The 24,615-nt window shown below is 31.9% G+C and carries 19 protein-coding genes and 1 tRNA gene; 9 read left to right on the top strand and 11 right to left on the bottom strand.

The window, feature by feature from the left end:
- Positions 1 to 11 precede the first annotated feature (11 nt).
- The gene (locus WAF17_RS06200; protein WP_338767628.1) at positions 12 to 2,138 is read right to left on the bottom strand and encodes a SurA N-terminal domain-containing protein; all 2,127 of its coding nucleotides are present in this window, start codon (positions 2,136 to 2,138) and stop codon (positions 12 to 14) included.
- A 361-nt stretch (positions 2,139 to 2,499) separates the two neighbouring features.
- Between WAF17_RS06200 and WAF17_RS06195 the strand changes: the two genes are divergently transcribed.
- Entirely contained in the window at positions 2,500 to 2,697 is a 198-nt protein-coding gene (locus WAF17_RS06195; protein WP_338767626.1) for a hypothetical protein, read from the top strand.
- Between the two features lie 106 nt (positions 2,698 to 2,803).
- Positions 2,804 to 3,337 (top strand): HAD-IIIA family hydrolase, encoded by a 534-nt coding sequence (locus WAF17_RS06190; RefSeq protein WP_338767624.1) that lies wholly within the window; start codon positions 2,804 to 2,806, stop codon positions 3,335 to 3,337.
- A gap of 156 nt (positions 3,338 to 3,493) precedes the next feature.
- On the opposite strand, the gene WAF17_RS06185 is transcribed toward WAF17_RS06190, so the two are convergent.
- The 4 genes from WAF17_RS06185 to WAF17_RS06170 all read right to left on the bottom strand — a co-directional run bounded on the left by WAF17_RS06185 (position 3,494) and on the right by WAF17_RS06170 (position 8,366).
- Positions 3,494 to 4,216, bottom strand: a complete 723-nt coding sequence (locus WAF17_RS06185) for a glycosyltransferase family 2 protein (protein ID WP_338770152.1) — start codon at positions 4,214 to 4,216, stop codon at positions 3,494 to 3,496.
- A gap of 66 nt (positions 4,217 to 4,282) precedes the next feature.
- A complete protein-coding gene (locus WAF17_RS06180; RefSeq protein ID WP_338767622.1) occupies positions 4,283 to 5,875 on the bottom strand; it encodes a hypothetical protein in 1,593 nt (530 codons plus the stop codon).
- Between the two features lie 179 nt (positions 5,876 to 6,054).
- Complete coding sequence (locus WAF17_RS06175) at positions 6,055 to 7,137, bottom strand: sodium-dependent bicarbonate transport family permease (RefSeq protein ID WP_338767619.1); 1,083 nt, start codon at positions 7,135 to 7,137, stop codon at positions 6,055 to 6,057.
- Positions 7,138 to 7,451: 314 nt separating this feature from the next.
- A complete protein-coding gene (locus tag WAF17_RS06170; protein WP_338767616.1) occupies positions 7,452 to 8,366 on the bottom strand; it encodes a carbon-nitrogen hydrolase in 915 nt (304 codons plus the stop codon).
- Positions 8,367 to 8,541: 175 nt separating this feature from the next.
- On the opposite strand from WAF17_RS06170, the gene WAF17_RS06165 reads away from it, so the two are divergent.
- From WAF17_RS06165 to WAF17_RS06150, 4 genes are all read left to right on the top strand, one after another.
- Positions 8,542 to 9,204 (top strand): CoA pyrophosphatase, encoded by a 663-nt coding sequence (locus tag WAF17_RS06165; protein WP_338767614.1) that lies wholly within the window; start codon positions 8,542 to 8,544, stop codon positions 9,202 to 9,204.
- A gap of 163 nt (positions 9,205 to 9,367) precedes the next feature.
- A complete protein-coding gene (locus WAF17_RS06160; protein ID WP_338767612.1) occupies positions 9,368 to 11,233 on the top strand; it encodes an ABC transporter substrate-binding protein in 1,866 nt (621 codons plus the stop codon).
- Positions 11,234 to 11,399: 166 nt separating this feature from the next.
- Complete coding sequence (locus WAF17_RS06155; protein WP_338767609.1) at positions 11,400 to 11,996, top strand: sigma-70 family RNA polymerase sigma factor; 597 nt, start codon at positions 11,400 to 11,402, stop codon at positions 11,994 to 11,996.
- 19 nt (positions 11,997 to 12,015) lie between these two features.
- Positions 12,016 to 13,842, top strand: a complete 1,827-nt coding sequence (locus WAF17_RS06150; RefSeq protein ID WP_338767607.1) for an OmpA family protein — start codon at positions 12,016 to 12,018, stop codon at positions 13,840 to 13,842.
- A 189-nt stretch (positions 13,843 to 14,031) separates the two neighbouring features.
- Here WAF17_RS06150 and WAF17_RS06145 read toward each other — a convergent pair whose 3' ends face one another.
- The gene (locus WAF17_RS06145) at positions 14,032 to 15,444 is read right to left on the bottom strand and encodes a VWA domain-containing protein (protein ID WP_338767605.1); all 1,413 of its coding nucleotides are present in this window, start codon (positions 15,442 to 15,444) and stop codon (positions 14,032 to 14,034) included.
- 189 nt (positions 15,445 to 15,633) lie between these two features.
- On the opposite strand from WAF17_RS06145, the gene WAF17_RS06140 reads away from it, so the two are divergent.
- Both WAF17_RS06140 and WAF17_RS06135 read left to right on the top strand, forming a co-directional pair.
- Entirely contained in the window at positions 15,634 to 16,470 is an 837-nt protein-coding gene (locus WAF17_RS06140) for a DUF3050 domain-containing protein (RefSeq protein ID WP_338767602.1), read from the top strand.
- 22 nt (positions 16,471 to 16,492) lie between these two features.
- Positions 16,493 to 17,302 carry a hypothetical protein gene (locus WAF17_RS06135; protein WP_338767599.1) on the top strand — a complete coding sequence of 270 codons (810 nt, stop codon included), beginning with the start codon at positions 16,493 to 16,495 and terminating at the stop codon, positions 17,300 to 17,302.
- A 305-nt stretch (positions 17,303 to 17,607) separates the two neighbouring features.
- Here WAF17_RS06135 and WAF17_RS06130 read toward each other — a convergent pair whose 3' ends face one another.
- From WAF17_RS06130 to WAF17_RS06110, 5 genes are all read right to left on the bottom strand, one after another.
- Positions 17,608 to 18,522 carry a hypothetical protein gene (locus WAF17_RS06130; RefSeq protein ID WP_338767596.1) on the bottom strand — a complete coding sequence of 305 codons (915 nt, stop codon included), beginning with the start codon at positions 18,520 to 18,522 and terminating at the stop codon, positions 17,608 to 17,610.
- Positions 18,523 to 18,753: 231 nt separating this feature from the next.
- On the bottom strand, positions 18,754 to 21,885 hold the full coding sequence (gene secDF / locus WAF17_RS06125; protein ID WP_338767594.1) for a protein translocase subunit SecDF: 3,132 nt from the start codon (positions 21,883 to 21,885) through the stop codon (positions 18,754 to 18,756).
- 203 nt (positions 21,886 to 22,088) lie between these two features.
- Positions 22,089 to 22,505, bottom strand: a complete 417-nt coding sequence (locus WAF17_RS06120; protein ID WP_338767592.1) for a hypothetical protein — start codon at positions 22,503 to 22,505, stop codon at positions 22,089 to 22,091.
- A 100-nt stretch (positions 22,506 to 22,605) separates the two neighbouring features.
- On the bottom strand, positions 22,606 to 23,655 hold the full coding sequence (locus tag WAF17_RS06115) for an acyltransferase (RefSeq protein ID WP_338767590.1): 1,050 nt from the start codon (positions 23,653 to 23,655) through the stop codon (positions 22,606 to 22,608).
- Positions 23,656 to 23,779: 124 nt separating this feature from the next.
- A tRNA-Met gene (locus WAF17_RS06110) sits at positions 23,780 to 23,853 on the bottom strand.
- Between the two features lie 257 nt (positions 23,854 to 24,110).
- On the opposite strand from WAF17_RS06110, the gene bcp reads away from it, so the two are divergent.
- A complete protein-coding gene (bcp, locus tag WAF17_RS06105; protein WP_338767588.1) occupies positions 24,111 to 24,560 on the top strand; it encodes a thioredoxin-dependent thiol peroxidase in 450 nt (149 codons plus the stop codon).
- Positions 24,561 to 24,615 lie beyond the last annotated feature (55 nt).

Raw genomic sequence — 24,615 nt, 5'->3', positions numbered from 1 at the left:
TGAACTACATCTTAATAAAAACTATCAATATTTTCTTCTGTGTCTGTCAATTGTTTGATAGCACGAAGAATTCCATTTGTATTAAATAATTGCTGACGGTCTTGATTTAATGGTTCTTTATACTTTGCATAATCTGCTACTTCACCAGCATTATTATACTTTTCTACTTTCATTATCACAATACCTGTTTCATCAACAATAGCTTTAGAAGTTTCGCCTTCTTTCATTCCAAATGCCATACCTACTGCTTTTGGCGCAAAACCTACCCCATTAAGAGCAGTTGTGATATAAGTATAATTAGGTTGAGACAATACACGAGCTTCTTCCCCAAAAGCTGTTGCTATTTCTTCTAATGTACCTGTCTTACCTTCAAGTCTAGCCAAAATTTCTTTTTTCTTAGCTTCTTCAAGCACTTTACGACGAACTTGCTCATAAACTTTAGAAAGTGGCTGAATACCTTTCTTAGTACGAGACTTCAACGTCATGACTATATATTGATCATCTACTTCAAATACTTCATTAGAAATATCTCCTACCTTCGTATTTTCTTCAAATGCCCAACGAATAGCTTGACGGATAGAAGGGTCATAAATATTATTCAAAGAACGAGCATTTTGCTTTACATCATTTGCCTGTAAGCTCAATAGATTATATTGTTTAGTGCGCTCTTCATACTCTGCTATATTTTTGCTTGAAGCCAAATCACCTGCTTGACGATAAAGAGCTTCACGAGTAGATTGACTAGGCTCTAACAAACGACCTACTGAAGCAACCAAATATTTATTAGTTCTTTTCAAATTTTCTATATCTATGATATGATAGCCATAATTAGTTTCTACTAGTTCTGGTAAAATACCAGTTTGAGTAGCTCCAAAAGTAGCATCTTCAAAAGGTTTTACCATTGCATTACGACCAAACCAATTAAGTTCTCCCCCTTTTTCACTATTTGATTTATCATCGCTATATTCTTTTGCTAATGCTGCAAAGTTTCCTCCATTTTTAGCTTGAGCTAATACTTCTTTTGCTTTTGCTTCAAGAGCTAATTTTTCTTCTGGAGATTTTCCTTGCGTATTAAATAAGATATGATTTGCTTTTACAGAATCAACTACCTCTCCTACTTCTTTTACTACTTTAAACATTGTATAAACATCTTTCACAATAACAGGCTCACTTACCATTCCTATCATTACGTCTTCTCCTTCGCCCATTTCATTTTTGATAGCTTGTGGCAAATTAGATTTAGAAAGCTCTGCAAAGTTAGTTTCAATCTGTGAGTTGATGGCAACAAAAGAAGTATCGTTTTGAGCTGCTGCAAATTTATTCTTGATGTCATTCAAATAACGTTTTACTTCTGCGCTATCTGCTTTTGATGGAGCAATTGGAATAGTGATATATTCTACTGCAACAGAAGCTGCATCATCATAATCTTCTTTATTTGAATTATAATAATTTTTGATTTGCTCTTCTGTAATAGTTACAGACGAATCTGCAATGTTTGCATAAGGAACGTATAAAAATTTCAAATCTAGCTTTGTTGTTTCGTCTTCATAACGACGTTTTGCTTCAGCAGTAGTTACATAAACAGACTTGCGAAGTAAGTTTTCATATTTTTCACTTCTACGAGCTTCTGGAAGTTGTTGTTCGAAAACTGCAAATTGTTGTTGTGCTTGTGGCGACTGACTTTGAAGATTACGTATAAAAGCAATTACTTTATCTTTATCAAAAACACCTGTTTCTGGATCAGTAAAAGCTTGTTTGATTTGAGGAGAAATGTTATTTCCTTGCACCATATCAATAACTTCTTCATCAGTTACTATAATTCCTAACTTTTCCCATTCAGGTTTGAGGGCATATTGTGTAACAAGTTCATTCCAAGTTTGCGTACGAACCATTGGCATCTGTGACTCGTTGAGTTTGCTTTGGTTAGCTGCTTCCATTCTATCACGCATGATTTGAAGCTGATTATTGAAATCTTGATATTTGATTTCTGTGCCATCGATTTCTCCAATAGTTTGATCACCACCACTTGCTCTCATATTTCCACCAATCCATTCAGTAAGAAGAAAGGCTGCAAGTGCAGTAAAAATGACTCCCATAAGTAGTCCTGTATTTTTTTGAATTGACGTAATTATAGACATAATCTATCTGTGTAATTTTTTTTAATAAGGTTAATGTGAAAATGAAGCTCAATTTTTTAATAGAAGATTGTTTTCTCTTAAAAAAATGTACTGCAAACTTGTGAACCAGATTGACAAACTAGGCTTTTGTACTTATTTTGATACACAACCATTCACAAAATTTTAGTTTGCAAAGGTAGCTAGTTTTATTAAAATATCAAATTTCATTTTCCAAAGAAGTTTATTTAATTACTAAAAAAAAACGTTTTTTGATTTTTATACAAACTATACTACTAGTTTTTTGGTTAAAAGGCTAAATTTATGAAAATAGATACTGCTATTTTTGTATTTTTGTGAAAAAATAACCAATACTTTTAAAACTATGACAATCTTATATACAATCGTTCTTGCAATAGGCGTTTTGATGCTTTACTTTTTAGGAATGGGAGTTAGAATGTTTTTTCAAAAACAAGGACAATTTAGAGGAACATGTGCTAGTCAAAGTCCATTCTTAAAAACGGATGATGGCTCGTGTAGTTATTGTGGCAAATCAGCTGATGAAGTTTGTCCAAATAACTAATATAACCTTCCAAAAAATAGAGCTATTGTTACTTATCAAAGAGCAGTAGCTTTTTTATGGTCTTGTATCACTAATTTGTTTATCAACCTAAATAAAGCTTTACAAAATGAATACTGCATTAAAAGAGAAAATACAAGAAATTAAAATCATTCTTACCGATGTAGATGGAGTGCTAACAGACAGTAAAATTATTTATGATGATAATTTTTTAGAATACAAGAATTTTAATGTAAAAGATGGTTTTATTATCAAGCCACTTCAAAAATTAGGTTTTAAGGTCGGTGTCATTACAGGAAGAGATTCTCCAGTAGTGAAAAAACGCTGTCAAGAACTTGGCTTTGATTTTCATTATCACGGAAAGGGAGGAACAGATGCAAAACTAGAAACCTTTGCTGCTATTTTGAAAGAAAATAATGTAAAACCTGAAAATATTGCTTACATAGGCGATGATTGGATAGATTTACCGATTTTGATGCGATGTGGATTGAGTGCAGCACCAAAAGATGCTATGAAAGAAGTAACTGAAAGAGTTGATTATGTAACTGAAAGAAAAGGAGGAGAAGGAGCTTTGAGAGAATTTGCACAACTTATTTTAGAAGGACAAGAAAAACTAGAAGATTTGCTTAATAACTATTTGTAAAATCATGACAGATACTATCAAAATAAATAGGTCAGACTATCTTCCGAAACTAAAAATAGGTAAAGTGAACTACAAACGGTCTGCTCTGCGAGACTGACCTATATCTATACTTTGTTTAATTGATATGTAAATAAAAGTATAACTTGATAGTAAAATCTAGTTACTTCTAAAGAGACCATATTTTAGAATACAATAAATGGCTCTGAATCCATCTTTCCAACCAATTTTTTTGCCTTCTTCATAAGTTCTTCCATAATAAGATATTCCTACTTCATAAATTCTTATTTTAGGGATTCTAGATATTTTGGCTGTGATTTCGGGTTCGAAGCCAAACCTATTCTCTCTTAACTTTAGGCTTTGAATAGTCTCTGTTCTGAATAATTTATAACACGTTTCCATATCTGATAAATTTAGGTTAGTAAACATATTAGAAAGAAAAGTAAGAAATTGATTTCCTATCGTATGCCAAAAAAACAAAATTCGGTGTGGTTGGCTGCCTACAAACCTAGAACCATAAACCACATCTGCAACGCCCATCAAAATAGGTTTGAGCAGCAGGTTATATTCATTGGGGTCGTATTCCAAATCTGCATCTTGTATAATCAAATATTCTCCTGTTGCAGAAGCTATTCCTGTATGAAGAGCAGCACCTTTTCCTTTGTTTTTTTCGTGTTCGAAGTATTTAATAGACAGACTAGGATTATCTTGGCTGTATTTCTCTATTACTTCTTTTGTGTTATCTTTCGAAAAATCATTTACAATAACAATTTCTTTTTCGAAGTTACCATCTAATTTTACCTCTTTGACCTTGTCAAGAATTAAGTGTATTGTTTTGGCTTCGTTATAAGCAGGTATAATAATAGAAAGTGTTTTGTTCATCATTTAATGGTAGTGAAGAAAGAATGAAGAGGTAATAAAGAATTTATAACTACAAAGTAAATAAAATTAATTTTCTTGGAGATAAAAAACATCATAATAAGTGAGTTCTTGATGTAAATAACCTATTTCTTTAAGTAAAGAGATTTTTTCAGTAGGGTATTTCATCCATTTTAAGATTACGATAACTTTATATTTTTTATTTCTTATTTCATTTTCGATGTTTGTATAGGCATAATTCTGACGCTTACAAAAATCAGGAGAAGCTATAGAACATCTACTTAATTCTTGACTATTAAGAGAAGTGTAATAATTAATGATATGAGCTCCTGTTACTAAAACAGGTTTTTTAGAGACATTATTTATTGCTATTTTTTCTATTGTGTCAAAATCACCTAGATAACCATTGTTCTCTATCTTAGTTTTTCTAATTTTTTGCTCAAAATCAGTGGTAGAAAAATTGAATACTATTACAATAAACAAAGAAAAAACAATGCCTATTTTGATATAATGATGCAATTTACTTTCACTAAAAATAAGACCACAAGCAAATAAAAGCATTCCTATGCTCGGAATTAGATAAACGCTATGTATCATAAAAGGAGTCATCGCAATTGCGTAAATCAAACCTACTAAAAAAGGAACTAAATATACAGAACTCAATTTCTTTTTATAAATAGTATAGATAACGAGAAGGAAACCCAAAATAATAAGAGAAAATAAAATAGGAGTTGTTTTGACTAGCTCTATCCAGTTTTCAAGTAAAGACACTCTTTCGTATTCAGCATTTCTATTTCCAAAGATTCTGTACGCATAATTGAACCAAGATTTTATCATTGCGCCTTTTATGATAGCTCCTGCCCAAAACAAAAGAAGCGTAACAAAAAAAGAAACCAATGCTCTCCCTAAAGAAGCAAAGTCAATTAATAATTTCCATTTGCCTATCAGAATAATAGCTAAAAAACTACCTCCTACAACCACCAGAGCCATCTCTAAGGTTAAAAACAAAATAGCCACACCTACTCCCAAAAGATAGGCGTGTTTGAAATTAGAGGTCGTATTTGAGGATTCTGTTTCTATGTATTTTACCAAAATACCTAAATATAAAATAGTAGCTAAAAGGTGAAACACATGATAATTCAGAAGTGCAAAACTTACCAAAACAAGTTCTTGTGTAATAAAAAAACTAGCTATTATAGACATACAGAAATAGGAAAAAGGATTTAGCTTTCCGACAATCCATAAACCAACTATAAAACTGAGCGCAGTAAGCCAACCCAAAATAATATTGCTCCACCTAAAATTACTCACTTCTTGTTGTACGTCCGAATCAGTAAAAAAAGACCAATAGAAAATAGGTAAAGTAGGGTGTAAATGTCTCTTTAGTAAAGGGTCTAGGCTTTCGTCAGGAAGGTTTGCAGAGATTTGAGCTATTTTTTGCTCGTCTTTCTGAACTTTTGCTATTCCCAATTCTATATAGCTCAACAGCCCCATTCCTTCCAACTCTAAAGCATTTGTAAGGACACCTAATTTTGTAGCTTCTACATAATCAACTTCATCCCAATTGAGGGGGTAAGAATGACTTGTATATTGATTTTTTGTAAAAAAAAATAATGCAAATAATAAAATTAAGCTCCCAAACAAAGTATATAAATGGCGCATAAGGATCAATTACGAATTACGAATTAAAAATTACGAAATGAATATTCAGCATAGCTAATTACGATTATAAATTATTGATTACCATTAATTTAACAGGTTGAAAATAGTAGTTTATTTAATTCATATTTCTAAGATAATTGTGAGGTAAACAAATCAATAAAACCAACTTAAATTCAGACCTACTGAATCAACATAAAATAAATAGGCATTCCAACAGTAATATTAAAAGGAAAAGTTACTGCTAGAGCCATTGGAATAAAAAGACCAGAGTTAGCTTGTGGAACGGCAATTTTCATCGCAGCAGGAACAGCAATATAAGAAGCACTTGCTGCCAAAATTGCAAAGATAAAACGGTTGGCAATATCATCTGTAATAAGTCCACTTGCAACAGCCGTCAGAGAACCATTAAAAATAGGAATAATGACTGCAAATAGTGCTGCAAACCAACCAGACTTTAAGAAAGCACTTAGTTTTTTACCACTTTCTATTCCCATCGCCAAAAGAAAAATAGCCAAAAATCCTTTAAAAATATCTGTTGTAAAAGGTTTAATTCCCTCGGCTTGTTTTTCGTCTGCAATCAGTCCGATAATAAGACTTCCCAAGACCATCAAAACACTACCATTTGTAAAGGAGTGAATGATGATATTTTTTAGTTTGCTGGTTGCCGAAATTTTGCGAGGTGGTGCAGCATCATACGTGTCATCAATTTGAAAATCGTGCGTAGGAATGATTTTAGGCTCATACTCATCTATTTCTTCTATCTCTTCATTGTCATAGCTCAAATTTTGGTCTTCTTCTTTTTTATTATAAAGCATAATCAGAGCCACACCAACAACAATTGCAGGTGCTTCCATGAGAGCCATAACAGCCACCATATGTCCTCCAAAAGCAAGGTTTTGAAGTTCTAAAAAGGAAGCTGCAGCTACAAAAGTAACAGCACTTACCGAACCATAAGAGGCTGCAATCGCACCAGCATCAGAAATGGAAAGTTTGCGTTTTAGGATAAAGAAAGTATAGAGAGGAACAATGACAGAAAGAAAAATTCCAAACAGAAGAGAAAATAAAATCTCTAAATCAAATTCGCTATGAGAAAGTTCTTGTCCACCTTTAAAGCCAATAGCAAAAAGCAGATACAAAGAAATAAATTTGACCGAACCAGCAGGGATTTCTAAATCACTTTTTACTTTAACGGCAAAAATACCTAACACAAAAAATAAAAGTGTTGGGTTGGTCAGATTAGAAATTAGTAAATCAAGATTCATAAGTAGTGGGCTGATAAAAAAACAAAAATCTTATATACAATAAACAGTAAGCAAATGTAGTAAAGATTTTTGAGTTCTGTTTTATAAATACTAACGTTCTTAAAAAAGAAAACCCATGACTTTAATCATAAGTAATTGAGTAAAATTACTTGTAAGTTATTATTGAGTGTTTCTATAGAATAAAACCCATAACTTTAGTTATGGGATAACACTTTTGCGACTCTTTTCCCACGATTAAAATTAGCTTCGCTGAGGGCTAAAACCGTTGTGGGTTTTGTTATATTTAATTCTGCTTAATTACTTAGAGAAAAAATCTAACTTCTATATCGTTTCAATAATTCTGAATAAGCATCAATTCGTCTATCTCTAAGGAAAGGCCAAATGCGACGGACATTTTCGCTTCGTTTCATATCAATTTCTACGACATTATTTTCTTCTTTATCTTTACTTCCTTCAAACAAAAACTCGCCTTGTGAGCCTGTTACAAAACTATTTCCCCAAAAGGTAATTCCATCAGTTACACCTGTCGAATCTTCTTCAAAACCTGTTCTGTTTACAGAAATTACTGGCAAACCGTTGGCTACTGCGTGTCCTCGTTGTGAAATAATCCACGCATTTCGTTGTCTGTCTTTTTCATCTTGTGTATCTCCTTTTTCGTAGCCGATAGCTGTCGGATAAATCAAAACTTCTGCACCTGCAAGAGCCATAAGTCGTGCAGCTTCTGGATACCATTGATCCCAACACACCAAAACTCCCAAACGTCCGACAGAAGTATCGATAGGTTCAAAACCTGCTCCTTCACCATCTAAACCTCTTTTTTCATAATCCCCTTGTGTAAAATAGAATTTTTCATAATAAGCTGGGTCGTCTGGAATGTGCATTTTTCGGTACGTTCCTGCGATTGTTCCGTCGCTTTCCAAAACTACGGCTGTATTGTGATAAATTCCTGCTGCACGTCTTTCAAAAATAGAAGAAACGACAACTACACCACATTCTTTTGCTGTTTCTGCAATAGCATTTGAAGTATAACCGGGGATAGTTTCGGCAAGGTCAAAATAATTTACATCTTCACTTTGGCAAAAATAAACATTGTTATGAAGTTCTTGCAAGACGACTAGGTTAGCTCCATTTTTGGCGCATTCTCTAATACCTTCTTGACTTTTTTTGATATTTTCTTCTCTGTTGGTGCTGCATGTTTGTTGGACTAAACCAACTTTTAGATTTTTCATAAATTAATTACGAATTAAAAATTACGAATTACGAAAATTTGTAGTTGTCAAAACACTTTTTAAAATAGTAGACAATTCAAATTCCTAAATTTTAAACAAAATAAGCCTATTAAGCGTATTTTCTATTGTACAATGAAATTAACTGATAACTGTTTAATGAAAAACTTATAACTGAATGAGCGATTTTATACAAAAACTCAAAAACCGTTTGGATTCTCCTCTTCGTCCTGCTGAAAAAGCACATACTTTGATGGAATCTTCGGCAAGAACAAAAGAATTTTCATTTCAATACAAAGAAAGAAAAAAAACACGAGTTGCAGCCGTTTTGATGTTGCTTTATCCCTATCAAGACGAAGATGGAAACCAAAAATACGACTGGAAAATGCCTTTGGTTTTGCGTCCACCTTACGAGGGCGTACATAATCACGGAGGACAAATTGGTCTTCCAGGGGGAGGACGAGAAGAACAAGATGAAAATTTGATGATGACTGCTATTAGAGAAACACAAGAAGAAATAGGTGTTATTGTTCCAAAAACTAATATTATAGGTTCTTTATCAGATTTGTATATTCCACCGAGTGATTCTATGGTTACTCCATTTGTAGGGTTCATGAACGAAAAGCCTAGTTTTATTCCAGACCCAAAAGAAGTAGATAGAATTATTGAAGCCCCACTTTCTTTCCTTCAAAATCCAAATCTTAGAATGCAGAAAAAAGTGAAATTAGCTAATGATGTAGTTTTAGATGTTCCTTATTTTGCTGTAAATGATGATTCTGTTTGGGGAGCAACGGCAATGATGTTGAGTGAGTTTTTGCATTTGATAGAAGAAATTGATTAAAAATGGTTCTCGTTCAAGCATCTTGCTTGGACGCTCTCTTTCGTCAGCATATGCTGACAAAGTTGTAGGTACAAGATAGAATCTTGCACCAGTAAATGAATAGGAAAAAATGTAACTTTGAATTTTATTTCCAAATTTTATTCTTTGTTGATTTTCTGCTAAAATGAAATTTCTATTTTATACAATCATTTCTCTTATTTTCTTTTTTTCTTGCAAAACTGAAAAGGAACAAGAACAAATCAATCAAAAAATATTCCGTTATAATGAATTAGAAGTTGTCAAAAATCTACATCCACTTTCTGTAACCAATGAAGCTGAGAGAAGAATTGTTCACCAAATCTATAATGGACTTTGGCGATTGGAAAATGATGGAAACTTTTATCCTTCTTTAGCAGATTCTACTTTGCAGATTGATAGCTTGACATGGGAGTTTGTCTTGAAATCGAATATTCAACTTCACAGCACATCGACAAAAGAGATTTTGACAGCAAAAGATGTAGTAGAAAGTTTGATAAATTGGGCAGAAAAGAAAAGCAAAACAGATGAAAAACTGCCTATTCAAACTCAAATTTTCAAAGAAATAATAGGAAATGACTATGAAAAAGCCTTTGAGGTAATCAATGATAGAAAATTTAGAATACACTTACAAATTCCTTTTTCGCCTTTGGTGCAGTTGCTTTCTTGTACTGAAAGTTTGATTGTTCCAAATAAAAAAAGCCGTTTGGGAGATAAATTTTCGCCTATTGGTTCGGGTGCTTTTTATGTTGATTACTTTGAAGATAATCATAAAATAACATTAAAGAAAAATCAAAATTATTTTCATAAAACAATCAAATTAGACACGCTTCCACTTTTAGATGAAATACACGTTTATTTTTATCAAAATCCTGAACATATTGCTTACAAAATTCTCAATAATCAATTAGACTGGCTTCCCTCCACAGAGCAAACTCAAACCGTTTTGCCCTTCATTATTCAAAAGGAAAAAGAATTAAATCAGAAGAGGTATAAAACGAAGTCAAATAATATTACGAATAAATCTGAAACTCAAAGTAAGGAGTTTATTTCAAAATTCATTCAAATAGATTCTTTTCCACTTTTGCAAACGGCAGGTTTTGAGGTTCAAATTTTAGATACTTCTAATATAGATTTAAGAGCAAATTTTTTTACAATTCAATCTTTCCGACAGGCTCTAAATATGGGGATTTATAGAGAAGAATTTAAAAAGATTCCGTCCTATTCTGCTCCAGCTCATGAAGGAATTTTCCCAAATATTCTACCAAAACATGTTCAACAGAATACGCAAAATAAAGCAGATGGTTATTATTTTCATCCACAGACGAGCAAGGATATTTTACAAAAAATAGGTTTTGATTCTACACTCATTGCTAGTAATATGATTAAAATTTTTGCAGAAAAAAAAGATACACTTTGGGTAAATTTAGCACGGAAACAATGGAAAAACTTGGGAATAAATTCTATTCTTTACTTAGATGACATAAATAAAAACAAGGCTGATTTGATTGCAACCACTTTTAAGGCTTCTTTTGCAGATGAGAGTTTTTTGTTTTGGAGTTATTTTGATAGAAAAAGTTATGATAAATTTTTGATGGAGAAAGAAGGTTTTTTAGAATTTGAGAAAGAAGAAACTAAAACAGTAACCCAAACAAATAATCAGAATGATTCTAGTAAAATAAGTTTCATCAATAAAGTTGATAGAAACGATTTGTTTTCCATCAAAAAGCTAGGTTTTGATTCTCTTTTTATAGAATATCTAAAGCAAAAAAATGAAATTGAAAGAGAATATTTGTCTAATCAACTCAAAAATAAATTGATTCGTTCTGCGCCTTTTATAGAAATTTTTTATCTCCAAACGCATCAAATTAGACGTTCGTATATTGCAGAACTTGTTCCGAATGCACTCGGAATTTATCATTTTGATAGACTTGATAAGTCGTTTTTAGAACCTGCCCAGCTTATTAGAGAAGATTATATGTACGAGGAAAAATCAGTTAGTAGTGAACAGTAATCAGTTACCAGTTAATTTCAAAATGCTTTTACTTGTTAACAGACTTCCTAGTCTGTTGCATTTACTATCAGACTAGGAAGTCTGACTTACTTTTGATTTTTAGGGTTTACCTTTTTGAAAAACAAACATAAAGAAGTAAAAACCAAATTTCACTCAACTATCCAAAATGAAAAATGAACTAGTAATCCAATTTTTAAGAGAACCCAAAGACAAAATAAAACGAAAAAAAGCTTTAGAATATCTCTATCAATCTTTTGAAAAAACAAGTAAAGGGTTGCAGAAATTAGGAGCAGAAGAAAGCCAAACAAAAGATATTTTTCAAGAAGCAATTTTAGTTTTCTATCATCAAGCACAAAAGCTAGATTTTAAATTAACTGCAAAACCTTCAACGTATCTTTTCGGAATTTGTCATAATATTTTTAGAAATAAAAAGCGAAAAGAAGCCAGAAAAAATACACTTTCAAATACAGATTTTTTGATAGAATTTTCTGATAAAATAGATTTTGAAAATCAAGACGATACAAATATTTACAAAAGTGAAGAAGCCATTTCTGTTTTGAGAAAAATCTTGACAGAGCTAGGACAGCCGTGTAAAAAATTACTGACAGGATATTATGTAGATAAATTTTCGATGAAAGAACTAGCTCAAAAGTTGGGTTATAATTCGGATTCGACAGCTAAAGCACAAAAATATAAGTGTTTGCAGAGAGCCAAAAAACTAGCTCAAAATCAATTAGAAAGTTTACAAACTATCCTACTTTAAAATTTTATCAAAAAATATCATGTCGCCACATCTTACAGAAATAGAAAAAATAGAACAGCTTTTAGAGAACGAAAATTTTACTATCGATTCTTTAAATGATTTTTCTCATTTATCTAATAATGAAAAACAAGATATTCTATTACAAAAACAACTTGTAGAAGAACTCCAAAATCTTCAAATTTTGGAGGAGTTAGAAGAGATTCATTACAAACAAACATCAAAACCGTTTTATAAAAAACAGATTTATCTCTTTTCTGCTTTGCTGTTTTTGCTTTCTTGTATCGGAATTTATTTTGTTTCTGATTTCATATTTCAGCAAAAAAAACAAGTTAATTCAGAAAATTCTATCCAAAATGAAATTGAATTGACTCAAAACAATGATGTAGAAAGTAATAAACTAATTGAAAAAAGCATTTCTAAAAACAATAATAAAAGTGGTCTTTCTTGGAATAGAAATTCTATAATTGATACTTTAGAAAATTCGTCAGATATTGTAAAATTGGAAAAGGCTAAAATTAGAGCAATACATATTATTGATACTGTTGACCGAAACAACAGAAATTATTACTACAATCATAAATTTTCTATCACGACAAGTATTGCTTCCAATGAAATTATTGTTTGCATTGATAATTCATTTTTTTATGTAAAACCTGTTTCTTATCAGTTTGTAGATAGTTTATATGAGGTTTGGTACAGGAAAAATACTGATTATAAGTATAAAAAAGCTACTCCATACAAACAATTTGATTATCATATCAAAAGAGAAGAAATAAAAATAGTCAATCCAGATGGAAAGAATACAATTTCTTATCCCTCGCTTTCTGCTGATGGAAATACGCTTCTTTACTCAAAGAAAAACACAAAAGGAGATTATGATATTTGGAAAACGAAAAGAGTTTTACAAAATGGAAAACTAACTTGGCAAGAACCAGCTGAAGTAAAAGCTCTCAATAAAATCAAAGCTTATGAACTTTCTCCTTCTATTTCTGCTGATGGAAAAACTATTTATTTTTCAAGAAAACCAAATGCAACAGGTTGTGGAAGAATTTATTTTTCTACCAAAAATGAGTTTGGAGAATGGAATCAGCCTAAAATGATTTCTATCTCTGATAACAAACACATCAATTATGGTTGTGATGTTGCTCCTTATATTTTGCCTAATGGAAAAACACTTTTATTTTCTGCACAACGCACAAAAGGAGTGAAAAATTTAGGTTTGTATGATATTTATATGATACAAAAACAAGAAAATAATAAATGGTCGGAAATGGAACTCATAGAAAGTATTAGTTCGGACTCAACAGAGAGTAGTTTTACAGTTTTGCCAAAAGAAAATAAAATTTATTTTTCAAGGGTACAAGACCATTGTGCTGCTTGTTATGGAAGTGAAGAGTATAGTATCCCTATTCCAAAACAATTACAAGGTTTTTTTCCTCAGAAAGAAAATTCTAAATTGATTTCTCAAAAAAATAAACTCATAGAAACTTCCACAGGAAAATATTTTGAACTAAATGATTTTACCTTTGATTCGAATTCAGCTCTGCTTACTCAAAACGGAAAAATGAGTTTGGAAAGAATTTTACTTTTTCTGAATGAAAACCCTACCGTTTCTCTTCAAATAATTGCTCATACGGACAATGAAGGCGAAATAAAATATAATCAGATTTTATCAGAAAAAAGAACTAAAATAGTTTGTCAGTTTTTGATAGAAAATGGAGTTGATGAGAATAGACTTCTTCCACTAGGAAAGGGAGAGACAGAACCCAAGGTAGAAAATATAAATGCAGAAAATAAAGCCAAAAATAGGCGAGTAGAGTTTTTTGTAGTAGAGAAAGTAAATTAAGAAGTTATTTAACAATAGGTTTGTGCGTGTATTTGTTGGTGTCGCTTCTGTAAAACACTAACAATGGCAGGGTTATTTTTCCTTAGAATTGGGGTTTGCAAACCCAATTCTAAAGAAAAATCTATATTCTTAAACTACTTCTAATTAAAAAAATGAAACCCACGATTTTAATCGTGGGAAAATAGGTTTTTATAATCTTAAAATATCTAATGTAAATGCACCTCCTTCACTAAGATTGAAAAATGTACTTTTAGAATACGAACTATCATTGGCTTCTGAAGAGCGAAAAACAAAACGATAACGCCCTGGTTGAAGGGCAAAATTTGTACGTGGGATTCCTTTTTCTGGTAGGTTCATTACCCATTCTTCGCTTCCGTCTGGTTTGACAACATAAACGCTACTATAACCTGAGAGCTTATTCAGAATCGTAACTACCCCTGGTGTTGCTACCTGCAAGTTTGTAGTTCTGCCTTGAGTGATTTTGACATTCTCAAAAACAGTAGTTGGGCGTGTCAAAACCTCTACTCTGTATGTTCCAATCAAATAATTGTGAGGTTCATTGACTTGTTGATTTACTAAAATATCACTTTTACCTCGTTGTTGAACAATTGCACTATGTCCTGTAGAGTAATCAAGTGAGCCTTTTTGAGAAATATTGAGTTTGCCTTGAGGAGTCATTACCTTGATTACGTTGTGTCTGCCTCCAATAATTTCTACATTTTTTTGAATAATTGGTGGCGTAGTATAAACAATCAAATCATAAGTAGGAATGGCATCAATATCTAGCTCGTCTGTTTTGCCTCCTTTATCTCTAAAGTGAACAATATTATAACGAGATTTTTGAGTAACTTGGTCTATAAAAGACATATGAACATTTGCTTCTTTTGGTTGCTTTTTCTCATCTAAAAGTTCAACAGTAACAGTAGTTTTGCCTAGTGTTTGTTTGACTACTTCTTGCAAAAATCCTTTGAACTGTCTTGATGTTTTGGCATTAAAAAAACGTCCCATACAATCAAAACCTTTCGCATATTTGGGTTCGATTCCCATTCCTACAATAAAAGGCTTCAAGAATACTCCTTTTTCTTGCAAACCTCTTGAAATAGCACAAGGGTCGCCATCACAGGCTTCTATTCCGTCGGTTATCATCACGATTACATTTCTTGTGTCTTTTCCATCGTTTGGAAAATCTTTTGTAGCTTGTTCTAAAGAATAAGCAATTGGCGTTGTTCCTTTTGGTTGTAAGCCGTCAAGCATAGTGCGAATCTGACTATTGTTTCTTGAGCCGAAAGCTACTTCTAGTTTAGAGTCTTGACAGTTTTTTTGTTTAAAATTGAATTGATGACCATAGACACGAACAGCCACTTCTACATAAGGAACATTAGCAATTGAGTCTATCATGTCTGACAAAATCTGACGAGCAATATTAATTCTTGTATCGCCCTCCCAAGCCGAATTCATACTACCACTAGCATCAAGAACGAACAAAAGGCGAGTAGTTTGAGGTATTTGTTTCTTTTGAGCAAAAGAAGAAGTTGATAAAAAAGGAAGAGAAAGAACGCTTAAAAAAATAAGAACAAATACAGAGCGTAGGTATAGTTTCATAATTTATGCTTTAGACTAAATAGAAAAACGAATATATAAAGAAAGAAAGTTTCAAACATCTTTCCAAAAAACAAAATTCAAATTTTTAATTTATCTTTGCTTTCTACAAAAACTCAAACAAAATCCTATCATAAAATAGTTTTATAAAAAAAACGAATACATTTTTACCATTGCCGACATAGAAATATAATGACAACTCCAAAAACAGATATTGAGGTTAAAGAATTAGGAAAAAAACAGGAAGTGTATATCCAAAAATTGAGAGCAGAAATAGAGCCTTTGCGCCAACAACTTCTAACCCATCAAGTATATAAAAAGATAGATTCAGTAAAAGACCTAAAGATTTTCTTAGAGCATCATGTTTTTGCTGTTTGGGATTTTATGTCACTTCTCAAATCTCTTCAAAACGAACTTACCTGTGTGGCAGTGCCTTGGATTCCGAAGGGAAATCCACTTACACGTCGTTTAATCAATGAAATTGTATTGGCAGAAGAAACTGACCAAGATGAAGATGGAAATGCAAAAAGTCATTTTGAACTTTATATAGAAGCAATGAATAATTGTGGTGCTGATACTTCCAAAATCACGTATCTAATAAAATTATTGAGGGAGTGGAAAAGTGTCAGAACAGCTCTTTCTCAAATTACTATTGCTGATTCTATCAAAGAATTTGTTTCTTTTTCATTTGATGTTATTGAAACAAAAAAAGCTCACAAGATAGCTTCTGTCTTTACGTTTGGAAGAGAAGATTTAATTCCTGATATGTTTACTTCTATTTTGAGAGATATGAAAGCAAATTCTGTTGAAAATGAAGAAAGTATAAAGAAATTAGTCTATTATTTTGACCGTCATATAGAAATTGATGGAGATGAGCATTCGCACATGTCAATTCAGATGATAAAAGAACTTTGTGGAGACAGCGATACAAAATGGAATGAAGCCATAGCTATCAGTAAGATTGCCTTACAAAAAAGAATTGATTTGTGGGACGGAATACTTAATGAAATTATAAATGGTGATAAGTGATAAATTATTAGTTAAGTTCCTTATGAAAAAATATGCTCTAACATTCTTGTTTTTCTTATTCTCTTTCTCTGCTTTTGCTCAAAATTTTGATTCTAGTTTTGTGTCGTCGGTAGGGATACCGACAACGGCAAAAGAACAACTTTTAAATCAAGAAAACGAAATCTTGATGCTTCTTTTTGATGGAATAGAAATTACCACAAAACATCAAGAGAATGAAGTAAAATGGAAACCTAATTTTTATGAAAACAAGCAACCTGTAACTTCTGATGATGATTTTGCTTACACACAATTAGATTCTATATTTTTTTATCAAGAAGGAAATACAAAAAAAGCAGTTATTATTTTTGCAACTTATGTATACGAAAATAATAGAGTAATTAATTTTCATTTTTATGGTGCTTATGTTTCAGTAGCTACTTTCGAATACGATGAGAAACTAAAAAAATGGCAGACAAATAATTTTGATAAGTTTTATGGAATGCATGGAGTTAATGGTTGGCTGCATCCAATTTCATTGAAACAAATTGGTAAAGAAAAATTTGCTCTTTTCTTTTATAGTGGATTTACACACATGGGCGAAGATCATTCTTGGACTACTATTTATGATTTGTCAAAGTGTGAAAAGCTAAAAACCATTTATACTTTTTACGATTACCTTTATTTTTCGGAAGAAGATAAGGATAAAAAAATAGATAAGGATATAGAATTTGATGCCACTCAAATAAATAATTACAAGTATTATGATTTGATTATCACTACAAAAAAGAAAAATTCTACTAAAGTTGAAGTATTTGAATATCAAAACTTAGAAGGTTACGTTCTTAAAGAATAATTATAGTTAGCTAGTTTTAGGGGGGATAAAAACTTTGTCAGTAGTTATTTAGTAATCCAAATAACTCTGAAAATAGTTTGTTTTTATAACTTTACAGCCTTTTGAAAGGACTCTTAAAGGTAGAGCCTATAAATTTATAGAAATTCATTTCTTTGTAAATATATTAAAAACGTGAATTCGGAATTAGCATCTTTATTTATTACCTGTCAGATACTTTAAAGTGTCAGTACAGTTATGGAGGAGTTGAATTGTTCTGACACTTTGGAGGTGTACTGACAATACTATCTCTAAAGTAAGTGGAGAATTTAATCAATCTTGCTGTTTTTGAGTTTTCTAAAAAAATCCTCTTTCTTATCTAAGACATAAATACTTCCCATTCCTCCTGCATCTATCCACAAACTGTCTATTTTTGAAAGCATAGCATAGGCAAAATACATAGTGTCATTACAGTTTTTCAACTTTAACTGTGATAAATGAAAGCTAAGAGAAACAGCATCACTCTCATAAATTTTTTTTAAAAACTTATATTTATTGTCTGTTTTATTATACTCCATAAATAGAGGGGCTGTTTTTCTACACACCATAGCCTCTTCACGACTTATTATATTGGAAATATAATCTTGCTCCCACTCCTTACAATTATCAAAATACGCTGAATTCCAAGTATCGACATCATTCAAAGCCAAGTCATTGTATTTTTTCTTGAATGCACGAAAGTAAAGTATTTTGTATTCACATTCGTCTAATAAAGTAGATTGTTTACTTATTTCTTCTCGTGTTGGTAAGTAATTTTTCAATGATTTATCACTTTTTATATCTTGAATAGCTTCTTCTAATAGTTGACACAAATTATATTTTACTTCAAAATTGAAATAAGATGCAGAAGAAATTATATTTTGATTGTCTATGTTACCATATTTAATAGTAATTGGACATTTTTTAGCAAACCAGCGACGATTCTCATAATATAGAAAATTATTTATTTTTTCTTGTAGTGAATTATATTTTGAACATTCTACAAGATAAACGTATCTGTAGTTATTGTATTTATCTGAAAGAGTTTGTAGAAAAAGTGCTTCTTTTTTACAAGAATCTATATATGTCCGACCTGCACTTTGTAACTTCTTAGTAGGTAAATACCTTTTCAGACAACTATCTTTTTCTAATTCTTTTTTCCATTTCTTAATTTGTAAACAAGGAGAGCAAAAAATAGAATCCAATTTTAAACTTTTTCTGCTAAAGTTACTCTCTTGATTTTTGAAAGAAAAAAATACTATAAAAAAGGTAAATATTAAAGTGCTATAAAATAATCTTTGTTTCATCTGACAGTTGTTTGTAAGTTTCCATAATTTAAACAAAAAAATCCCTTCTAACAATAAAGCCAGAAGGGATTTTTCATTTCTAAGAAAACGTAGTTAATTAATCATTTATAATTAATAACTAATCACTACTTAGTATTTCTTAGGTTTTTTAGGTCTGCGAAGAGGTTGCGCTTCTTGTTGCGTTTGAGGATTATTTTCTTCCTCTTCCATTGCTTTCCTATATTCAGCCATTTCTTGCTGGTCAGAATATTGTTGAGCATATTTTTCTTTCTTTCTTGCTATCATTTCACGTTCGTTTTCGATAGCATTCTTAGAGTATAAATCCAATACTAAAGGAGTTGCTACAAAAACCGAAGAATAAGTACCTACAATAACACCGATAAGAAGTGCAAAAGAGAATCCTTTAAGAGCCTCTCCACCAAATATAAACAAAATCAAGACTACTAGAAGTGTAGTAACCGAAGTGATTAGTGTTCTGCTAAGTGTATTATTTACAGCACCATTGATTGTCGTTTGTAAGTCTTCATCTCCTTCTCTTTCTTGAAGAGCTTCACGAATACGGTCAAAAACAACCACAGTATCATTCAATGAATAACCAATTACGGTAAGAATGGCAGCAATAAATACTTGATCAATCTCAACAGCAAATCCTAAAAGATAAGCAATTGAAAAAAGAGATATTACAATCAAACTATCATGTGTAAGTGCTGCAACAGCTCCAACACCAAAACGCCAGTTGCTAAAACGAACAGAAATATAACCAAACATCAAAATAAGAGCTACAATTACAGCCGTACGAGCTGAGTCTGCAATATCATCAGCGATAGTTGCACCTACTTTCGAAGTGCTTACTACTTCTGGATTGAGAGCTACATATTTTTCTCCCAAACTAGCCATAATTTCACTCTGAACCTGCTTATCTACATCTGTAGATTCTTCGTCTGAACGATAACTTGTCGTGATTTTTACTTTATCATTTCCATCATAACTTTTTACTTCTACACTTGTCTGAAGTTTGTCTTCAATGCTAGATTCAATTTGTGAAGGAGTTACATCAGATGAAAATGCAACTACATACGAACGTCCACCTGTAAAATCAACACCCATATTCAAGCCATTTGTAAAGAAAACAGCAGCTCCAACAACAAGTACAACACCAGAGACAATATAACCAATCATACGTTTACCTAGAAAATTGATATTGGTGTTAGCCAACATATTTTTAGTGAATGGCATAGAGAAAGACATATTGCTCTCATCTCCTTTACGACTCATCCAATAGATAATCAAACGACTGATATAAACGGCAGTAAAGAATGAACAAACAATACCAATCATCAAAGTAACTGCAAAACCTTTAATCGGACCTGCGCCCAATACGTAAAGTACAACCGAAGTAATAAGCGTAGTTACGTTGGCATCAATAATAGTAATCAAAGCTCGTTGGAAACCATCTTCAATAGCAGCCATCAAGCCTTTACCTAGTGCTAGTTCCTCTCTAATTCTTTCAAAAATCAGAACGTTTGCATCAACTGACATACCAATTGTAAGAACGATACCTGCAATCCCTGGAAGCGTAAGAGCTGCACCAAGCTGTGCTAAAAGTCCGAAAATAAAGAAGATATTCGCAATAAGTGCTACGTTTGCTACAATACCAGCTTTTGCATAATAAATAATCATAAACAAGACTACTAAGCCTAATCCAACAAGGATAGACAAAATACCTTGCATTTGAGCTGCTTCACCCAAAGAAGGACCTACTACTGCTTCTTCTACAATACGTGTAGGAGCAGGAAGTTTACCAGCCTTTAAGATATTTGCTAAATCTTTTGCTTCTTCTACTGTGAAGTTACCAGAAATAGAAGAACGACCACCACCAATTTCTTCATTTACATTAGGTGCTGAATATACATAATCATCAAGAACGATAGCAATCTGACGACCTACATTTTTTCCTGTAAGGTCTTTCCAAAGACGTGCGCCTTCTCCATTCATAGCCAAAGAAACTTCTACTTGTCCGTTTGGATTGATGTCTTGACGAGCATCTGTAACTACGTCTCCTGTCATTGGAGATTTTCCACCTGCTGCTGTTTTTATAACGTGAAGCGTATAAAATGATTTCCCTTCATTTTCTGCATCTGGTTTTACACCCCAAAAGAATTTCATGTCTTTAGGAATGATACTTTTTACCATTGGGTCATTCAATATTTTATTGATAGAAGAAGTATCTAATGCTTCATACGTCAATGTAAAATAGTTCTGACTAAGAGGAGTAAGTTTTTCAAAAAGAGGAGAAACTTGTTGGTTTTGAGTTGTATCTGCCAATAAATCATCTGTTGCAGAAGAATCATTTGCTGCAATATCTGTAGAATCTGTATCCGTATTTACAAATAAATCATCTTGTGCTTCAGTTTGTGTAGTGTCAGGAGACATCAAATCATCTGTATTTGCAGTTTCTACTTTTTCCATACGATTTTCTACCCAAAAGTTATTGATTTGAGTAAGAACATCTTGATATTCTTGTGGCTGATAAACCTCCCAAAACTCTAGTTTTGCAACGCCTTGTAATAAATCACGAACACGTTCTGCGTTATTTACCCCTGGTAATTCTACTTGAATACGGCTAGTTCCTTCAATAAGCTGAACGTTTGGTTGAGTTACACCGAATTTATCAACACGAGTACGAATAATTTCGAAAGCTCTCTGAACAGAACCATCAACCTCTGTACGAATAAAATCTTCTACTTCTTTATCAGAAGAACGGAAATTGATTTTTCCACTATTTGCAGAAGTAGCAAAGACATCTTTTAATTTATCTTCACCAGCTTTTTCTTTATAGGCATCAAAGAAAAGCTCTACATAACGGTCTTGGCTAGAAGCCTGTTGTTTGTTTGCTTCTGCAAGTGCAGCTTGAAAGTTTTCATTCTGACTTTCATTAGAAAGTGCTTTCAAAATATCTATTGGAGATACTTCAAGTGTTACGTGCATACCACCTTGAAGGTCAAGCCCAAGATTAAGTTCTTTTTCTTTTACTTCTTGATAGGTAAAATCAAAAACTGGATAAACAGGCTGTGACCACATAGAGTCTAAATACTGTTTCTTGAGTTGTGCTTCTAGTTCTGAGTCGCCTTGTGCATTTTGTGCTGCATAAGTAACTGCGTCGCTTTCTACGCTGCGTGATTGTAGTGTGAATGATAATGAAAACAAACACAATACTGCAAAGAGAATAGCTAGGAATATAATAAAACCTCTATTTTGCATGAGAATTACGGATTACGGATTACGGATTACGGATTATGAAGAAAAAACTTCACAATAGGTAAAATAAAATCCAATGTTGAAATATATAAATGTGTGAAATGAAATTGCGATTGGAAGAAAACAGTCATACCATATAATTAATAATAAAGTCGAAGACTTAAAAGAATTTAACTGATTACTGGTAACTGTTTACTGATAACTGACTACGGAGCATTTGGGGAAATAAAGCACCTAAATAATGTTTTGAAAAAGCTAGAACTAGAAAAGTAATAGCTAACATTATTTGTTTTTTGAGAAGAAAAAGAAAGAAAGCTAAATTCTATACTGGGAGTAAGAATTATATTTTGAAAAAACTCTGTCGTAACTATTCCTTGCAAGAGTGCATCAGAAGAAGTTGCTGTTTTGAGTGTTAGGGGTTCTTTTTCTTGTTGATTATCAACATCTTTATCAATTTTATTGACTAAAGAATAATCAATTTCTATATTTTCTAGAGGAACAAAATTACTTTCATTTACATCTACACCAACAAAACGCATCGTTGTCGAGAAGACAACCAAGACTAACATAAAGCAAGTCATGAAAAGAGTGCGAGAAGGAGTAGAAAGAGTAGTTTTTGACATCAATTATAGATAGAATACGATTTTTGATAGGACTGCAAAATTAGTGTTTTAAATTTAGAATCCAAAAAAAGTCTAATTATTAAATGAAATATTATTCAAATTATCTTGCAGGAACATGTTTGTTTCGGAGTTTTATAATTGGTTTTTCTAAAATGTTATAGATAGCATAACCCACTACAAATGAAGTAACAAAGGCAATAGGTATTTCTAACCAAATAAAATCAAACCCTATTTTTTCAAATATATACACATAAAATTGAAGAACAAAAGAATGCACAAGATAAGTGCTGTATGAAGAAACGGCAACTTTATAAACAAAATTACTTTTAGCAATACGCATTGGGTTGCTACGTATTGCTACAATCAATGATAAGGCATACATATAAGAATTCAAGGTTATTGAAAAATAATATTTGTAGGTATTATCTATAAAATAGAAGAGAGAAACTAATATAAAGGTAAGCGCATAAATGAGGTAAGCATAAGGTATTAGGAAGTCGAAAAATGTTTTTTTATGAGAAATTATATAGGAAATTACGACCCCAATAAGTAAACCTTCATATCTAAAATGAGTAGCTGTAAAGTAATACCCAAACCCTGCAATAGGTGTGCTAGGAGGGTAAGAAAAAATCCTAGCAAAAAGAGGAGTTAATACTAACAAAATAATTAAAAAAGAAGAAATTTTACGAGGGATTTTGAGAAGCAGTAAAGTCAAAAAAGGCATAACAAGATAAAAGTGTTCTTCTACACACAAACTCCAACTAATGGCATAAAATGAGATGCTTTCTTGATAGTTTTGTAGAAAAACTAAATGTTGCCAAGAAAATTTTTCTCCACGAATGAAATAAACACCTAAATAGGCTATAAAAACAAATATATAATAAATGGGAATAGTTCTGTATCCTCTTCGTCCGATAAATCTCCAAATTTGTACGTCTCCATATTTTTTTTGTTCGTGCCAATAAAGACTACCTATCAAAAAACCACTCAATACACAAAATAAATCTATTCCACTTACTCCCACTATCTCACTCCATTTCCATAACCAAGGTGATACACCTAACATATTACAACAATGATAAAAAACTACAAAAGCGACAGCCAACGCTCTAAGTAAATCTAAATTGGGGTAACGAGATATTTTTGCCATTTGGTTCTAAATTCTTTGACCTTGAAATAAAAGAGTAAAGATACTGTTTGAAGAAGGAACTACAAGACAAAACAAATAAAAAAAGTCTTTATTCAAAAAATGAATAAAGACTTTTATGTTTATGTAGCGAAAGAGAGACTCGAACTCTCGACCTCAGCATTATGAGTGCTGCGCTCTAACCAACTGAGCTATCTCGCCATATTTGTTTATTTTCTTATGTTATTTTTGTTTTCCATAAGTGGGTTTGTTTCCCTTATTGCGAGTGCAAAGGTAAAACGTTTTTTTTGTTTTACCAATTTTTTGAAGAAAAAAAACGGTTTTTTTTATTAAAAAAAATAAGTAGTGTGTTTATTTTGTTGTAAGCCAATGAGTTACGATTTTGTTTTTTTTATCAAAACTTTACTTTACCTTTTTTAGTTCGATAGCTTTAATTTTCTCACTAAAAAAGAATTTCTATGGAACTCAAAAAAGGCGATAAAGCACCTGAATTTATGGCACATGACCAAAATGGACACGAAATAAAGCTCTCCCAACTCAAAGGTAAAAAGGTAATTCTTTATTTTTATCCTAAAGACAACACTCCTGGGTGTACGGCACAGGCTTGTAATTTGAGAGATAATTATTCAGACCTAAAGAAAAAAGGCTATGAGGTTTTGGGAGTGAGTAAAGATGGTGTTGCTTCACACAAAAAATTTGCTGAGAAATATGATTTACCTTTTCCTCTTTTAGTAGATGAAGACCATTCTATCAACGAAGCATATGGTGTTTGGAAAGAAAAAAATATGTTTGGAAAAAAATATATGGGAACACAACGCACTACTTTTGTAATTGATGAAGAGGGAAATATTGAAGAAGTTATCAAAAAGGTAAAAACAAAAGAACACGCAGAGCAAATAGTGAAATAAATTTAGAAGAAGTTGTTTAAGAATAGGTTTTGTACGTTTATTTGTTGGTGTCGCT

Source organism: Bernardetia sp. ABR2-2B (genome assembly GCF_037126435.1).
In the GTDB taxonomy this organism is placed as follows: Bacteria; Bacteroidota; Bacteroidia; order Cytophagales; family Bernardetiaceae; genus Bernardetia.
Note: the sequence above shows the minus strand (reverse complement) of the source record. Positions and strands in the feature narration are given on the sequence as shown.

Bases quoted from the DNA above. Each gene is read 5' to 3' on its own strand.
- WAF17_RS06155 (WP_338767609.1), top strand. From the start codon at position 11,400: ATGAAAAATGAACTAGTAATCCAATTTTTAAGAGAACCCAAAGACAAA.
- WAF17_RS06195 (WP_338767626.1), top strand. From the start codon at position 2,500: ATGACAATCTTATATACAATCGTTCTTGCAATAGGCGTTTTGATGCTT.
- WAF17_RS06115 (WP_338767590.1), bottom strand. From the start codon at position 23,655: ATGGCAAAAATATCTCGTTACCCCAATTTAGATTTACTTAGAGCGTTG.
- WAF17_RS06170 (WP_338767616.1), bottom strand. From the start codon at position 8,366: ATGAAAAATCTAAAAGTTGGTTTAGTCCAACAAACATGCAGCACCAAC.
- WAF17_RS06120 (WP_338767592.1), bottom strand. From the start codon at position 22,505: ATGTCAAAAACTACTCTTTCTACTCCTTCTCGCACTCTTTTCATGACT.
- WAF17_RS06200 (WP_338767628.1), bottom strand. From the start codon at position 2,138: ATGTCTATAATTACGTCAATTCAAAAAAATACAGGACTACTTATGGGA.
- secDF (WP_338767594.1), bottom strand. From the start codon at position 21,885: ATGCAAAATAGAGGTTTTATTATATTCCTAGCTATTCTCTTTGCAGTA.
- WAF17_RS06150 (WP_338767607.1), top strand. From the start codon at position 12,016: ATGTCGCCACATCTTACAGAAATAGAAAAAATAGAACAGCTTTTAGAG.
- WAF17_RS06175 (WP_338767619.1), bottom strand. From the start codon at position 7,137: ATGAATCTTGATTTACTAATTTCTAATCTGACCAACCCAACACTTTTA.
- WAF17_RS06135 (WP_338767599.1), top strand. From the start codon at position 16,493: ATGAAAAAATATGCTCTAACATTCTTGTTTTTCTTATTCTCTTTCTCT.
- bcp (WP_338767588.1), top strand. From the start codon at position 24,111: ATGGAACTCAAAAAAGGCGATAAAGCACCTGAATTTATGGCACATGAC.
- WAF17_RS06165 (WP_338767614.1), top strand. From the start codon at position 8,542: ATGAGCGATTTTATACAAAAACTCAAAAACCGTTTGGATTCTCCTCTT.
- WAF17_RS06145 (WP_338767605.1), bottom strand. From the start codon at position 15,444: ATGAAACTATACCTACGCTCTGTATTTGTTCTTATTTTTTTAAGCGTT.
- WAF17_RS06140 (WP_338767602.1), top strand. From the start codon at position 15,634: ATGACAACTCCAAAAACAGATATTGAGGTTAAAGAATTAGGAAAAAAA.
- WAF17_RS06185 (WP_338770152.1), bottom strand. From the start codon at position 4,216: ATGAACAAAACACTTTCTATTATTATACCTGCTTATAACGAAGCCAAA.
- WAF17_RS06180 (WP_338767622.1), bottom strand. From the start codon at position 5,875: ATGCGCCATTTATATACTTTGTTTGGGAGCTTAATTTTATTATTTGCA.
- WAF17_RS06160 (WP_338767612.1), top strand. From the start codon at position 9,368: ATGAAATTTCTATTTTATACAATCATTTCTCTTATTTTCTTTTTTTCT.
- WAF17_RS06190 (WP_338767624.1), top strand. From the start codon at position 2,804: ATGAATACTGCATTAAAAGAGAAAATACAAGAAATTAAAATCATTCTT.